Annotated in this window: 14 protein-coding genes; 4 read left to right on the top strand and 10 right to left on the bottom strand. The window is 51.9% G+C overall.

Going from position 1 to position 14,967, the window contains the following annotated elements:
* Positions 1 to 6 precede the first annotated feature (6 nt).
* The 7 genes from pdxA to RWM61_RS04785 form a co-directional block, all read right to left on the bottom strand.
* Positions 7 to 1,017 carry a 4-hydroxythreonine-4-phosphate dehydrogenase PdxA gene (pdxA, locus tag RWM61_RS04815; RefSeq protein ID WP_313997993.1) on the bottom strand — a complete coding sequence of 337 codons (1,011 nt, stop codon included), beginning with the start codon at positions 1,015 to 1,017 and terminating at the stop codon, positions 7 to 9.
* On the bottom strand, positions 1,014 to 2,303 hold the full coding sequence (locus tag RWM61_RS04810) for a four-carbon acid sugar kinase family protein (RefSeq protein ID WP_313997991.1): 1,290 nt from the start codon (positions 2,301 to 2,303) through the stop codon (positions 1,014 to 1,016). The genes pdxA and RWM61_RS04810 overlap by 4 nt, the downstream gene beginning before the upstream one ends.
* A gap of 31 nt (positions 2,304 to 2,334) precedes the next feature.
* On the bottom strand, positions 2,335 to 3,210 hold the full coding sequence (locus tag RWM61_RS04805) for a carbohydrate ABC transporter permease (RefSeq protein ID WP_313997989.1): 876 nt from the start codon (positions 3,208 to 3,210) through the stop codon (positions 2,335 to 2,337).
* Positions 3,211 to 3,222: 12 nt separating this feature from the next.
* Positions 3,223 to 4,185: an ABC transporter permease subunit gene (locus RWM61_RS04800; protein WP_313997987.1), complete on the bottom strand. Its 963-nt coding sequence runs from the start codon at positions 4,183 to 4,185 to the stop codon at positions 3,223 to 3,225.
* A gap of 92 nt (positions 4,186 to 4,277) precedes the next feature.
* Positions 4,278 to 5,873, bottom strand: a complete 1,596-nt coding sequence (locus tag RWM61_RS04795; RefSeq protein ID WP_313997985.1) for an extracellular solute-binding protein — start codon at positions 5,871 to 5,873, stop codon at positions 4,278 to 4,280.
* 260 nt (positions 5,874 to 6,133) lie between these two features.
* The gene (locus RWM61_RS04790; RefSeq protein ID WP_313997983.1) at positions 6,134 to 7,921 is read right to left on the bottom strand and encodes a PrpR N-terminal domain-containing protein; all 1,788 of its coding nucleotides are present in this window, start codon (positions 7,919 to 7,921) and stop codon (positions 6,134 to 6,136) included.
* A gap of 80 nt (positions 7,922 to 8,001) precedes the next feature.
* A complete protein-coding gene (locus RWM61_RS04785) occupies positions 8,002 to 9,162 on the bottom strand; it encodes an iron-containing alcohol dehydrogenase (protein ID WP_313997981.1) in 1,161 nt (386 codons plus the stop codon).
* 218 nt (positions 9,163 to 9,380) lie between these two features.
* Here RWM61_RS04785 and RWM61_RS04780 point away from each other — a divergent pair, with 218 nt between their 5' ends.
* From RWM61_RS04780 to RWM61_RS04770, 3 genes are all read left to right on the top strand, one after another.
* Positions 9,381 to 9,536: an IS3 family transposase gene (locus RWM61_RS04780; RefSeq protein WP_313997979.1), complete on the top strand. Its 156-nt coding sequence runs from the start codon at positions 9,381 to 9,383 to the stop codon at positions 9,534 to 9,536.
* A 304-nt stretch (positions 9,537 to 9,840) separates the two neighbouring features.
* Complete coding sequence (locus RWM61_RS04775) at positions 9,841 to 10,083, top strand: hypothetical protein (protein ID WP_313997977.1); 243 nt, start codon at positions 9,841 to 9,843, stop codon at positions 10,081 to 10,083.
* Position 10,084: 1 nt separating this feature from the next.
* On the top strand, positions 10,085 to 10,477 hold the full coding sequence (locus tag RWM61_RS04770) for a retropepsin-like aspartic protease (RefSeq protein WP_313997975.1): 393 nt from the start codon (positions 10,085 to 10,087) through the stop codon (positions 10,475 to 10,477).
* Between the two features lie 320 nt (positions 10,478 to 10,797).
* Here RWM61_RS04770 and RWM61_RS04765 read toward each other — a convergent pair whose 3' ends face one another.
* The 3 genes from RWM61_RS04765 to RWM61_RS04755 form a co-directional block, all read right to left on the bottom strand.
* Positions 10,798 to 11,058, bottom strand: coding sequence for a type II toxin-antitoxin system RelE/ParE family toxin (locus tag RWM61_RS04765; RefSeq protein ID WP_313997973.1), 261 nt, complete (start codon positions 11,056 to 11,058; stop codon positions 10,798 to 10,800).
* A complete protein-coding gene (locus tag RWM61_RS04760; RefSeq protein WP_313997971.1) occupies positions 11,024 to 11,278 on the bottom strand; it encodes a hypothetical protein in 255 nt (84 codons plus the stop codon). Before RWM61_RS04760 ends, RWM61_RS04765 begins: the two co-directional genes overlap by 35 nt.
* A gap of 529 nt (positions 11,279 to 11,807) precedes the next feature.
* Positions 11,808 to 13,451 (bottom strand): IS1634 family transposase, encoded by a 1,644-nt coding sequence (locus RWM61_RS04755; protein WP_313998111.1) that lies wholly within the window; start codon positions 13,449 to 13,451, stop codon positions 11,808 to 11,810.
* A gap of 859 nt (positions 13,452 to 14,310) precedes the next feature.
* Here RWM61_RS04755 and RWM61_RS04750 point away from each other — a divergent pair.
* Complete coding sequence (locus RWM61_RS04750; protein WP_313997969.1) at positions 14,311 to 14,901, top strand: AAA family ATPase; 591 nt, start codon at positions 14,311 to 14,313, stop codon at positions 14,899 to 14,901.
* Positions 14,902 to 14,967: the final 66 nt, after the last annotated feature.

Genomic DNA, 14,967 nt, shown 5'->3' with positions numbered 1-14,967 from the left:
GTCAGCTTAGGATTGGATAGGCTGTCTGGGCGCCAGTTCGATCGCCATCCGGATCGCTTCCAGAAGCGAGCCTTCGTCGGCTTTGCCGGTTCCGGCGATATCGAAAGCCGTCCCGTGATCGACCGATGTGCGGATGATGCCGCCCTTCAGCCCGACGGTAATGTTCACGCCGGCTTCCAGACCCAGCACTTTGATCGGCCCGTGGCCCTGATCGTGATAACAGGCCACGACGATGTCGAAGTCGCCCCGGACCGCGCGGAAAAACAGCGTATCGGCAGGCAGCGGACCGTAAACGTCGATGCCTTCGGCACGAGCCCGTTCGATTCCCGGAACCAGCTTCTCCTCTTCCTCGCCTTCGCCGAACAGCCCGTTCTCGCCCGCATGCGGATTGATGCCGCAGACGGCGATCCTCGGCTTGTCGCAACCCGCGCGCTTCAGTGTATCGTGGGCGAGACGAAGCACCTTGTACGTGCGCTCGGGGGTAATGCTTTGAATGGCCTTGATCAGCCCGACATGGGTCGTCAGATGGATGACCTTCAATTTCGGCGCCGACAGCATCATCGAATAATCATCGGTACCCGTCAGATCCGCCAGAATTTCCGTATGGCCCGGATACAGGTGACCGCCCTTATGCAGCGCTTCTTTGTTCAGCGGCGCCGTGCAGATGGCGTCGATCTCCCGCGCCCTCGCCAGCGCTACCGCCTTCTCGATATAACGGAAGGCTGCATTGCCCGCCTCCGCCGACAACCGGCCGATCGGCAGGTCATCCGACAACAGGGCGAGGTTCAGCACATCCACTGTGCCGTGGCGGTACTGTCCTTCGTCCGGCCGGCTCACCGTGCGGAAAGCGACAGGCGCGCCGACGATCTCAGCCGCCCTGCGCAGGATGGAGACATCTCCAATGACCAAGGGACGTGCGGCGCGGTAAACCTCTTCCGAGCGCAGCGCCTTGACGATGATTTCGGGGCCGACGCCTGCGGCGTCTCCCATCGTAATGCCGATGATCGGTCTGCTCATATCGATTCTCCCTGCATTTTTTTGAGCGCTTTGGACAGCGCGCCCGTGGTTCCGAAACCGCCGGCTTTGGTCACGGCGTACAACGGCCATTCCCCCGACAGCCGGCCGATCGGGATGCCGATTTCCACTTCGTCGATCAGTTGAAACTCTTTGACGCCCAGATTCGCGCATACCTGCTTGGCGGTGTCTCCGCCGGTCATGACCAGCGCCATCAGCCGGTGCTTGCGGATGAGAGCGGCCGCCGCCTCGCCGAGGACGCGGGAGATACGGTCGCTTACGCCCTTCGGATCCCAGCCGTACTCCGCGCCTTTGCTGTTGGCCAGCGCAATGTCGTCCGGGCTGCCGGAAGTATACAAGACGACATGACTTCCCCGTTCAATCGCCTGGGAAGCGAGTGCGACCACCCTCGCCTGTTCCCCGTCCGCCGTCGTGTCCGCTTGAACGGCCAGATGGGATTTCATCTCGACACCTTCAACCTTCGACTGCTTGAGAAGCTGCTGCAGTTGATGGCGGCTGTTCCGGTTCACGCTGCCGACCACCGTCAATACCTGGGAATGGGAATCGCGAAGGTACACCGGCGTCTGCTGCCTCTTGAGGTAAGCTTTGCAGAGATGGTTGGCCAGCCCCGCCGAGCCGATCCAGACCACACGCCGCCGGCTGTCCTGGACCGCCTGCACGATGGCGCGCAAATCCTCTTCCTTCAGCGAATCAAATACGACGTACGGCGCCGATTCCCGGATCGCTTCGTCGAGCCTGTCCTGAATTTTCGAACCGCCCGACCGGATGTCTTCCGCCGTCACCTGAACGATTTTCCGCCCGGTCTGTATTCGGAGAATATCCGGCAAATGGGACGAAGTGACCGGCGTTTTCGGATCGGCCGCCATTTCCGTCATATGAAGCAGCTTGCCGTCGAGGTAAAAATCGCCTCCGCTGACGACCCTTTTATTCTTCGGATAAGCCGGGGCGATCACGACCAGTTCCGGCTGAAACACATCGTACACGGCGTCGATCTCCGCCCCGATATTTCCCCTCATGGTGGAGTCGATTTTTTTGTACACGAACTCGGGGGGGAATCGGCGCAAAAATTCGGAAACCGTTCTGACTTTGCGATAAGCCTCTTCCTGCGATAAGGAACGGCTGTCCGTGTCGATCACGACGACATCAAGATCCTCGGCCAGTTTCTGATCCGGCTGCAGGAGGACGGAAGTGACGAGACCCCGCCGCGCGAACTGCACGCCCGTATCGTTAGCCCCCGTCAAGTCGTCTGCAATGATGGCAAACTTCAAGTCTATCACCTCGCTGGACGGTAAATGCCAATCATCCTTTTACGGCTCCGATCAACATTCCTTTGGTAAAATATTTTTGCGCAAACGGATATACGATCAGGATCGGCGCTACCGACAGGAAGATCGCAGCGGCCTGAAGATTCTGCGGCAGCAATTGAACGCCGTTGACTGTCATGCTCTCGAGCGACGTGCCGTCTTTGCTTCCGCTGACGATCAGGTTGTAGAGAACGACGGTAATCGGCTTGAGGCTTTGCTTCTGCAAGTAGATCATCGGCATCAGGTATTGGTTCCAGATAGACACGGCATAGAAAATACTGACCGTGGCAATCGCGGGGCGTGCCAGCGGGAAATAAATTTTCCACATCGTCTGCAGATCGCTGGCTCCGTCGATATACGCCGACTCTTCGAGCTCCTCCGGCAAGGCGTCCAGGAACGAGCGCATGATGATCAGCAGGAACGTGTTGATCGCGCCGGGGATGATCATGACCCAGAAGGAATTGACCAGGCCCAGGCTTTTGTACACGATGAAATTGGGAATGATCCCGGCTTCAAACACGAACGTGAATACGAAAATGAGCATGATGGTTTTGCGGCCCGCGAGCCTTTTTTTGCTCAGCGGGTAGGCGGTGATAAAGGTCAACAAAACCGCAACGAGCGTGCCGACCACCGTGTAGACGAACGAATTCCAGAGTCCGAGGGAGACGCCGAGCCGCGGATTGTTCAGCACGTATTTAAAAGTCTCGATATTGAAGCCCTTCGGAGCAAGATAAACCTCGGATGCCGCCACATAGATGCCGTCGCTCAAGGAAACGGCGAAGATGTTCCACAGCGGGTATATACATATGATTGACACCAGGATCAGGACAATCATATTGATATAATCGAAACCGTGGAGTTTGGTTCTCATGATTGTCCCCTCCTAGAAAAGTTGCGAGTCCGAGAATTTCCTGGATGCCTTGTTCGCCGAGATGACCAGGATGAAGGCAACGATCGACTGCATCAAACCGACGGCCGCGCCGTAGCTGTAATTCGGGAAGCCTTTGGTGGCGAAAGCCTGGCGGTATACATAGCTCTGAATGACGTCTGCGGTATCGTAGATGCTGGGGTTATACATCATCAGGATCTTGTCGAGATCGACCGTCATGATTTGCCCGATGGCCAAAATGAACATGATGACGATCGTGCCGGCAATGGACGGAAGCGTGACATGGAACATTTTGCGGAAACGGCTTGCGCCGTCGAGGTCCGCCGCTTCATACAGGTGCGGATCGATGTTGGTCATCGCCGCCAAATAGATGATGGAACTGTAGCCGAACAGCTGCCAAACGTTCAATGCGACGTACAGAGGGCGAAACCAGCCCGGCTCTGCCATGAAGAAGATCGGCTCGATGCCCATACCCTGTAAAACGATGTTGACCAATCCGCTCTGCGGCGAGAGAAAGGTATACAAGATGCTTACCGCGACCGCCGAGGAGATGAAATACGGAAAGAAGGTAACCGTCTGAACGAACCGTTGGACTTTTCTGAGCCGTACTTCATTGACCAGCAGCGCGAAAATAATCGGAATCGGAAAAACGAACAGCAGGTTGAAAAAAGCGAGCAACAGCGTGTTTTTCAGCAGCTTCCAGAAGTAGGGGTCGCCCAGAAACTTCTCGAAGTGCGCAAATCCCACCCACTTGCTGCCGATGATGCCGGCCATCCCGCCTTTAATTACGTTGTAATTCTCGAAAGCAATCACAAGCCCGAAAAGAGGCAGCAGCTTGAACAGGAGCATATGGATCAAGCCGGGAAGAAGAATCAGATACAGCAGCCGGGATCTCCACATTTTGTTCCACACGCTGCCGCGGGCGCCCGACGGCTTTCCTTTGAGGGCGGTTTGCATGTCAAGCACATCCTTTGCTTTGCATGGTGTGTCTATAAAACGATCCGCCACTCCACCACTGTTGCCGCATGGAGTGACGGATCGCATGGGGTTTACTTGTTGCCTGCGTCGTAAGCCGCTTGGTCGATTTCAACAATTTTGCCGTAGCCTTGCGTGTCCGATTCCTGTACAAACGCGTCCCACTCGGACATCGGACGTTTGCCGGTGATGAACTTTACCAGGTTGGCGTCAATGTACGGCTGCACATTGGCGAGCAGTTCGGATCTTTCCTTCAATTGATCGGTGGAGTACTTGATCTGCGGAGCGACTGCGGCGTATTTGCCGAAGAAGTCTGCCGCGAACGACTTGGTCAGCGGGTCCATCCAGTCATAGTAAGCGGCGTCGTTGGAAGGAACCGGGAACGTCAGGCGGTCCTGCAAGAAGTTCCATACCGGCGTGCCGAGCGGCTTGTTGCCTTCTTCGGCGAAATTTACGATGAACTCGTTCTTGTCCCCGTTCTTCTTGAACGATTGGCCTTCGACGCCGTAATCCATCAGCGTGCGGCCTTCGTCGGACCACAGGTAATCCATGAACTTGAGGATTTGAGCCGCTTTCTTTTCCGAGTTCGCGCTGATGACGAACACGCGGTCTTCGCGGTAGCGCTGTTCGGCCATCGGCACCTTGGACGGATTGCCCTGCGAGTCATTCAGCGCATCCATCACCTTGATGTCGTACTTCGGATCGTTCTGCGGTCCGCCGTTGTTCATGAACCAGGACGGACGGGTGAAGAAGTCATACGAGACGGCGCCTTTGCCGGTCAGCATCTTCGTCTGCCAGGATTCTTCGGTCTGCGTGCCGAGAATCCACTCCGGATCGATCAGCTTCTCGGTATAGAGCGTGTTATACCATTGCACAAGCTCTTTGAAGCCGGCGGACTTCAGGTCGTAGCTTTTGCCGACGTTGTAGATGCCGTTGACTTTTCCGTTCGAATCGATGTTGTCTTTCGCCAGGAACGCTTCCGTGAACTTGATATAGCCGTCGCGTCCGGTGAACGGGAAGAAATCGGCTGCCGGATAAGCGGCTTTCAATTTCCGCAGGACGTCCGTAAATTCCTGGATCGTCTTCGGATTGCTCGTGATGCCCGCTTTCGCAAAGAAATCGGCGCGGTAGAAAGGAACGTTTGTAATGATCGGGTACTGCTGCGGCAAGCCGTAGATATTTCCGTCGGACGCCGTGATCAGCTGTTTGTATTGCGGGTCGCTTTCGATGAACTTCTTGATGTTCGGCGCATTTTTCTCGATCAGGTCCTTCAGATTGAGGAACAAGCCTTGCGAGCCGTACACTTCAGCCTGGGACAGCGTAACGATCATGGCATCGGACATGTCGCCCGCCATCAGCTTCGTATCGAGGCCCTTGTAGTAAGCGCTGTCATCATCGCCGCCGTTAACCAGCTCGATCTCGGCATTCATCCGCTTGAGCGCTTCGGGATACCACTTGAGATCCTTCAGCCAGTTGATGTATTTGCCGGCCAGCATGTAAGAAAACTGGATCTTTTCCCCTGATCCGTCGGTCGAAGCGGATTCGGAAACGGCCGAACCGGACGAATTGGATGAGGACGCATTGTCCGAACCGGACTTGCTGCACGCCGACAGGACCAACATGACGGCGAGTACGAAAATCATTAATGTTCCTTTTTTTCTCAAGACCACGTTGAATTTCTCCCTTCGGGGGTAGATAGTTTGGGGTTACCGACTGCGTGGCGTTGCAATTTTGAACATAATCATCGGTAGCGATTACAACTATTTTTTGTATCCGCTTTCTTAATTTTAATTATAGTAAGATTAATCAAATATGCAACACTTTTTTTATTTTTTTTAAATTATTTAATAACTGTTGCATTTTTAAACAATTTGAACGAAAAATGCCGTGCGTGATTCCTTGGGATCACACACAGCATCCTCAGGAGCGTTTACTCATTACCTTTCAGTTTACGCCACAGGGTCGCCCGGTTGATTTTCAATCTTTTGGCGGCTTTCGACTGGTTCATGTCTTCTTCCTCCAGCACATACCGGATGACGTCCCTTTCAATTTGCTCCAGGGATTGGTTGAGGTCGAAAACAGGCATACCGGCGGCTCCCGCCGGCGGATACGGAGCCCGGCCCGCAGACAACTCCACGTCGTTTGGCCCGATATACTCCCCTTCGGCTTCACGCACCGAAACATCCATGGTATCCCGAAGCTCAATCAGATTGCCTTTCCATGCTTTTTCACGCAGCAGCTTCCAGGCATCAGGGCGGATTCCGACGATTTGCTTGCCATATTTCTCGTTAAAGAGGGACAGAAACGCGCGGACGAGCTCCTCCAGTTCCTCCGGCCGCTCCAGGAGGGGAAGCAGCCTTACGGCATCCGTCCCCATCCATTCGAGCACCCTGGCATCCACGCGGGATTCCCCTTTCAGCTGTTTCGGATGCTCGTCGAATGAAAAAAGCAGTTTAAATTTGCCGGTTTTCAGCAAATCCGCCAGCTTTCTCTGCCGGGCCGGAGAGAAGTGCTGGAATCCCCGAATATGCAGAAGCGAGTCCGGCTTCGTCTTCGAGATCAGATGGCATGTCCGGCGAAATGCCGCTTCCTCTCCGGATCTCACTTCGATCTCGGTCAACCGCATATCCTTATCGAACAAGGACGCGAGCGCACCCGCAAAAATACGCCTGCCTGTCCCTTGTTCGCCGTACACGGCGACAGGAGAGCCTTGCTCCAGCTGCTTCTTCGCTTTTCGCAGCGCTTGATCCATGGTGCCCGTCGCTTGGAGCAGCGACGGAAAAGACTCCAGATCCCGATACGGGTAGATGATCCGCACCCCGGCCGCGTGTTCGTCGGAAGAATTTAAGGTAAGCAAATATAAATCGGCGCCGTCTTCCAGGTTCAGCAGGCGGGCGACAAGGATCATCCGCTGTACCGGTTCGTAAACGGTCAAAGGACCGTTTTCCCGAATGTCCGCCCCCGCTTCAGCGAGCAATTCCCCCAGAAAACCGGTCGGCTCCAACCGGTACGGAAGCCGATCGCCCGAAGGCGCGCCTCCCCATAAGGATTTTATGCCCTCCGTGGCCAAGAGCACGTTCAAGGACGAATCCAAAACCGCCGTTTCCCGCTCGCCTTCCTGAATGACGCGCTCGTAGATACGGCTCATTTTCTTATGCTCTTCGAGCGACCGGCAAATCAGCTCCGCCGTCCGGAACGCTTCCGCCACCGACTCCCGGCCGGACGTGATCAGCACGCCCTGCATACCGAGCTCGTTTGCCAGCCTCACCGTCACCGTATCGCCTACGATCACTTGTACGCCGTCTGCTTTGGCGGCGGCAATCGCGTTTTCCACTTCATTCTCATTGTCAATTACCGTATAAGGGAAATCGTAATCCAGCAAATTCGAGACGGATACGAAGCTTTGGATAATATTCGGGAACCCGATCAGCCGGAGTTTGGCTTGATAGTCCTTCATCAACGTCAGCATCCGCAGCACGTCGAAGCCGGAAACCTGGATTTCCACCACCGGAATCTTCGAATGCCGGGCCAGAAGCCGCGCGGTTCCACCCCGGCTGATCACGGCATCGTATCCGTCCCGGCCGAAGGAACGGATCTGGTCCAAGCTTTCCTTCATATCGGCGATGACCACGGTGACCTCCAGTTGCCCGTATTGCGAGGTCATCTGTTTGATCAATTCGCCCAAACCATGGTACGGCGCCACAACCAACACCTTCATTGTCCCGCAACCTCCGATCTCATACATGTCTTTCATTATATCGGAAACCGGCTCCGGCTTGAACAAGTTTCGGACAATCATCAGGGCAGAAGAAGCCGATAGACGGCTTCCACGTCCTCTACCGCCATCGGTTTGGGATTGTTTTGCATCAGCCTGGTCACTTTCATGGCCGCTTGCGCGAGCGCAGGCACATCCTCCGCGCTCACCCCGTACTGCCGAAGATCCTGCGGGATGCCAAGCTCGCGGACCCAATGTTCGATTGTCCGGATCACTCCCTGCGCGTTCTGATGCGATCCCCCCAAGCCCATGGCGATACCCACGCGCATCAGCCTCGCACGCACCGCGCTTTCGTTGAACTTCATGACATGGGGCAGCAGCATCGAATTCGCCACGCCGTGCGGGATATTGAATTTGCCGCCGAGCGGATAGGCGAGCGCATGAACGGCGGCCGTACCCGCTGCGGTAAGCGCCATGCCTCCATACATCGACCCAAGCAGCATCTGCTCGCGCGCATGCGGATCGCTCCCGTTGCGGTAGGCGGTCAGGATATTGCGGGAAATGAGGCGGATCGACTCAAGCGCGAACATGTCGCTGATGGGATTCGCCTTCGTCGAAATATAAGATTCGATCGCATGGGTAAAGGCGTCCATCCCGGTCGCCGCCGTGTGAACCTGAGGAAGCTCCATCGTGAGCAGAGGGTCGAGGATCACCAGGCGCGGCAGCAAATGACGGCTCACTACTCCGATTTTGAGTTCCTGTTCCGGCAAGGTCACAATGGCGTTCGGCGTTACTTCCGATCCCGTACCGGCCGTAGAAGGAATCAGCACGGTCGGGATACCCGGCTTCTCGACCTTGTCGACGCCGAGCATGTCCTCGATGGCCTGCTCATTCGTGAGAAGAACCGATATCAGCTTGGCCACGTCCAGCACGCTGCCCCCTCCGATCCCGACGATCAGATCGAAGCGTTCTTTGTTCACACGGCCGCACAGCTCGAGAATATGGCCTGCCGTGGGTTCGGGCATCACATCGCGAATGATCGTCGATGCGATGCCGCGTTCTTCAAATTGGCTCCGGACTTGATCCACGAAGCCTTGATTGAACATCGAGCGCTGCGAAACGATGAGCGCGGAACGGGCGGAAGCGACCAGTTGCAGATTGTCGCCCAACTGCGCGAGTGATCCAGCGCCGGCGATGATTTGCGGTGCTGTTTGAAAACGATACGTTTGCACGGATGGAGTCATGAAGATGCCGCCTCCTAAAATTGTTTCATTTTGAAACTCAAATAGAAATGATGCGCTTACACAATGTCTATACTATTGTTATATTAAACATTTTTCTTGTTTGTCAAATAGAATTTATTGATTGCATGTATTTTTGTTCAATATTTAAACACTTCTTCCTTGGAGTTGTCCTTGGTAGAGCGAGCGCCGGAGCGGTCACTTGAACGACTGGTGGTCATATGAAAGATGATCTGGAATACGGATCCTGCGGGAGTATTCGGGAATTACGAGCACGAATCGACGACTACATCGCGTATTACAACTCGTGTCGGTACCAGTGGGGATTAAAAAAGATGACTCCTGACGAATTCACAAGTCATCTGTTGTCTGCCTAACCAGGGCTCTTTTCTAATTGTCCACAACTACGGTCACAGTTCATCGGGTTTACCCAGAGGGTTTTTCCAATGTCTACTTTAAGGGGTCCACTACACTCTTAGACCATCCCTAAAAGAGATGATGTATAAAAATATGCTCTTCGTCTTTCGCACAAATAAAGTCACCAGTGGAATTTCTGTACGCTGCGGCAGTATCCTTAGACTCCTGTATAGGGTATAATTATATGTATCCAAGGTTTGAATGGGAGACTGAAACAAGTAATTGAGATGATAAAATCTGAAGAAATTTAAGGGTGTGATCACGATGCAATGGCAAGAAGTTCGTACTATTTATCCTGATCAATACGTCTTGCTTGAAATTCTTGATTCTCATACCGAAGATAACATTCAGTACGTTGATGAAGTTGCTCTAGTACGAGCAATCCAAGACCCTAACGAAGCGACCAAGGAACTATTAAAGTGTAAAAACAACAATATCGTCTATCATACCGGCCAAGAAAAGATAGCTATAGAACTCAGAAAAAATCCTTTCTACAGGAGCCGGTGAGATGCAGATCGAATTAAACGTTGATTTACTGCAAACATCAATGACGATTTGTTACAATGGACGCTCAATAAAAATTGACAATTTAGTCATTGATACTGGCGCGGTGCATTCCCTTTTATCCTCTGATATCGTATCAGAGATCGGCATCACATTCGAGAACGGCGATAAACTTGTGAGAAGCTTTGGGATTGGCGGTGACGAATATTCATTCCGAAAGCGAATCGATCAAGTCCAACTAGGCAATTTCGTTATGAAGGACATCAGCATAGATTTTGGTGTCTTCCATGAGGATATTAGCCACATTGACGGATTGATTGGTCTCGACATTTTAAAAAATGGTGAAATGATCATTGATCTTCATCGAATGGAAATGTATCCGGCAAAATCCAATTAACACTTAAAACGGGGCGTGCATAACACACGTCCCCAATTGTCCCCTACTCCCCCTAATCACTCACTTAAAACCCTTATAAATCAAGGAACAAACGGTCTCAATATGCAGCGTATGCGGGAACATAGGCTGTTTGGTTCCTATCCGCCGCGGTGAGCTGAAGCCTTGATTTATAAGGGATTTCACGATTTGCGTATTGTTCCGTTTGGCTGCCGTTAGCTCGAAAATGATGGCTTTCGTCCCCAATCCGTCCCCAACTCTGCTACTACGTCGATTGCCTTATTCAAAAGACATCCCTCCAGGATGGGGGATGTCTCCTCAAATTAATAAACGTCACCGCGATTATCAATCGCCAAAATATAGACAACTTGTTCTTGATGATCGATTTCAAATAACACCCGGTAACTTCCCACCCGGAGTCGGAAACGTTTGTCGTAACCTTTCAACGGCTTTATGTCACCTGCCGGTGGTCGAACAGTCAAGCCAAGCAATGATTTGCGTATGCGTTCCTGAACGGCCTTTTCTTGTTTGGCTACAAATTTAACGGCATCACGATTTAATGTCAGTCGGTAAGTTAAGCTCATTCATTGCTTCCTCCCAAGACATAAATCCGCTCTCGCTGTTTAATTGGCGCTGTTCTTCTTCGCTCAATGGTGCAGCATCCGGCTCCAATTTCGCAATATCATCCCACTCAAGTTGTTTCTGTTTTGCGGAAAGATATTGTATAAAATCAAATGCCGATTGTTGTGCCGATTCGGGCAATTGCTCAAATATTTGCAATACTTTATTTTTATCAACTGCCATATAAAACACCCCCGATATGGAGTTATTTCAGTGAATTCATTATAACACATTGTCAGCATAAACCTAATGGATTCGTGCTATACATCTTCTCGTCCCATAGTACGATGCGTATTCCGAAAATCATTGGTCACCCATTCCGGTAATTATTAGCCACCCCTTCCGAAAATCATTGGTCAACGATTCCGAAAATCATTAGCCACTCATTCCGAAAATCATTGGTCATCCATTCCGAAAAAGATTAGCCACCTTCCCCCTCAAGGCGAATCCATTCATCATGGCTAGGTGTAGCCTCCAGATTGTCGAATGTCTAAAGACACCGACAGAAAGGAGTATACACGAATGCCAAAACGAAGGAGGATTGCCTTGCCTAAAATCCTGGATGTACTGCGTCTGCAGGCAGAAAGCGATTTAAGCGAACGCTCCATCTCGGTTTCGATAGTTTGTAGACATACAAACCGCCTTTAGCCCAAGCAGGACAAGGGATTTAGCGGTTTGTGGATAACTCGGCGTATGTCTACACTTTTCGGGATCATTTCATCGAAACATCCCATATTCTCGGGGGTTCCGGCACATTTACGGCCGAAAGAATACCCCTTTGTTCATCTGTGAATTCCGTCCGTTGTTTGACCGTGCCGTCCTGTGATTGGTACTCGACCACATGCAACATTTGCATCAGGGAACGCACCTCGTTCCACGTGCTGCCGGTTTGGTTTTCGATGACCCGGATCAACAGTAGTCCCAGCCAGCAGAGCAGCACATGGGCCCGGATCCGTTCTTCCTTCCGGTGGTAGACCGGTCGTAGCTCCAACGTCTGTTTCAGCGATCGAAAGGCGGCTTCTACTTGCCAAAGCTGCTTGTAGCCAAGCGCCACGTCTTCAGCGGAAAGCGTATCGTCCGACGTACGAATCAGGTATTTGCCATCCAGCCGTTCCATCGCCTTCAAAGCTTCCAGGTCGATCCGCAGATTGCCTCGTTTGTCGGTTTTTAAGTACCGCTTGTACGTGGGATGGCTGTGCAACCTGCAGTGCGCCTTTGTATGGGCTTCACCGTCCAGTTCTTTCAGTTGTTCCAGTTGCTCACGCAAATCCTTCAGATGCTTCTCCCGCCGGGCAGCATCGCGCTTGGCTTCACTTGGGTTTCGTACGAGCACGTAGCGGACTCTGGCTTCACCGCCGCCGATCGTAATTTCCTTAATTTCCAGGTTGTCCCGGATCGTCTTAAAGCGCCCCGGGTGGGCCAGAGCCGCCTCGACCGTCTCTTTGCCGGAAGACAGCTTCTCTCCGGCGATGTAGTGCCCGCCCGTCTGCTGCAGGATCCGCAAGTTCGTCTCTGACGAAAAGCCGCGATCCACAACGGAAATGACGCGCCCCAATTTCCAACCGATGAGATCCTTCTTCACTTCGGGAACGACATTCATATCTGACGTTTCGCCTGACCAGACCCAACAACGAATCGGAATCCCATCGCGTGTAACGGCAAAACCGATTACCACTTGCGGAAGGTCGGGGCGATGGTCTTTCGAATAGCCCCGCTGGCGGAGATCGTCTTCGGTTTCGTCGGTTTCGAAGTATGTGGAGGTCGTGTCGAAGAACAACAACTCGACTTCCAGATTCAGCAAATCCGCTACGCTGTGGAAGACTTCACGCTGGATGTCTTCTGCAGATTCGAGCAGGAAATCCATGGCGCGGTACCCCTGTTGCACATCGAACGAGGATAGGCCCGGAAGAACGACTTCACGCTCGACCCAGTCTTCAATGGCCAATTTGCTGGTGGGAGCAAGCGCACGGTTAGCGGTCATCGCGAATAACGTCCGTTCCATGGGTGCCTGAAAACGCCGGTCGGCTAACCGCTTGGTTATGGCTTCGCCAATGCCGACTTTCTTCCACATCTCGTTCAACAACCATGAGCCACCGAAAGACTGGCTGCGGAGCAGCGTGAGAATCGGCGCATCGGCGGCCGGATCGCCGCGATCCGGCGTTTCGCCAAGAAAGCGCTGAATGCTGGCGCTCAGCCGCTTGAGTGTGTCCATATTCAATTCGTCCATCCGGCCAAAGTTGTAAAGCACCTTGGCCTGCGGCTGTCCCGTCTTCGGGTGACGCTCGTTATGGGCAAGTTGTACGTAGCGGGTGACGGAGCCATCTTTATTGGTTCGGGAAGTCGTTCGTATGTACATGCCTACATGATACCACAAATACAAGAAAATGAACAGAAAAATATACATTTATCCACAGAAAACGTGTGCCTACAGATTTTCGGATTTTTGCCTACATCTCGCTTGTTGATAAGTCCGTAAACCCCTACCCAATAAGGATTTCGCTTATCCACAGGTGCCTACGATGGGAGGTTAACTGTCGAACTTGAGCATGAACCCAGCCCTGTTTTCGCAACCGGCTGATCATGTTATAGATAGTTCGGAGGTTATAGTTGAGCAGGATCGACAATTGCTCGGCATTCATCTGAAAATACTGGTACAGGGCAATAACGACTTCCTTTTGTGATTCAGGCAAGGGGTGTTTCATCTCTTTTCAGTAGCCTCCTCTCATTGTAAAAGTTGTATGAGAATCTTGTTGGAAACGAAAAAGGCGGGAGTGCATCCCGGCCTTTCTGCGACAAAAAATTCTTTAGGCCATCACTCTCGGGCCGATTTGATAGATTTTTCGACACAATTATCAAGCGATGAGCATTCGACGTCGAATTAACGGTAGCCTTCTTGCGCATAGGAAATCGGATTCCTTCAGTTCGAATACTATCATTTTAACATGTTTCCAGTGCCAAGAGTCTGCTCAATTTGTTACCTTCACTCAACATTCTTATGCCGTTGCCTGGATAAGCCAAACCTTCTCTGCCTGTCCCACAGCATAAGTGAGTCGTTGCCGTGCCAATGCGATCCCCCGATGCACTAGAAATCAAAATCCAGGTGCGGATATTCGTTGATGCTTAAAGCAGGAATGTTGTCCGGTTTTGTCGTAATTATTATAGATATGCAGATTTCTATAATTGAGCCTTAGCTTAAACGCAGAGGAGATGGGCGTATGTATTTGAAAAATCTCCTTATCAAGAACTTCAGAGCCATAAAGGAACTGAAACTTGAATTTAACAAGGGGTTAAATATTCTTGTCGGGGAGAATAACGCGGGTAAATCGGCGATTATTGATGCGTTGAGAATATGCTTAAGTTATGGCAAACAAACCCGCGACATTTATGTGCGAAAAAGTGACTTTTACATTGATAGATCGAACCCAGACTCTCTGCTTCCGGACATCGAATTCCATTTGTTTTTCAAAGTGGAGAAAGATGAAGAGACTGGTTGGTTTAACGATTTGCATGCAGTCAACGATATAGGGGAAAGTGAACTGCAAATTCATTATCGATATTACATTGATCGACAGAAAAATATAGAAAAGATAAAGTACAGGGTGTGGGGCGGACATAATGAAGGCCAGCAAATTGAACCCGATGTGTGGGATTTGCTGCTGCACGTTTATCTTGGCGCTTTAAGAGATGCCGAACAAAATTTGAGACCTTCCAGAGGAAACCGTATCGGACAACTTTACGTCAATCTGGACGAAGACAGAAACAAAAATCGAATTGATGAAGACAAAAGAAAGGAACTAGCCATATAAGTAAGAGATTCTTTAAAGCTAGATCAAGAATGGACAGAGTTAATTGTCACGGGTAAAGAAAAAGTC

Origin of the sequence: uncultured Paenibacillus sp., from assembly GCF_963515335.1 — a bacterium.
Taxonomy (GTDB): Bacteria; Bacillota; Bacilli; order Paenibacillales; family Paenibacillaceae; genus Paenibacillus_I.
The sequence above is the reverse complement of the archived record's forward strand: the minus strand, read 5'-3'. Positions and strand labels throughout refer to the sequence as shown.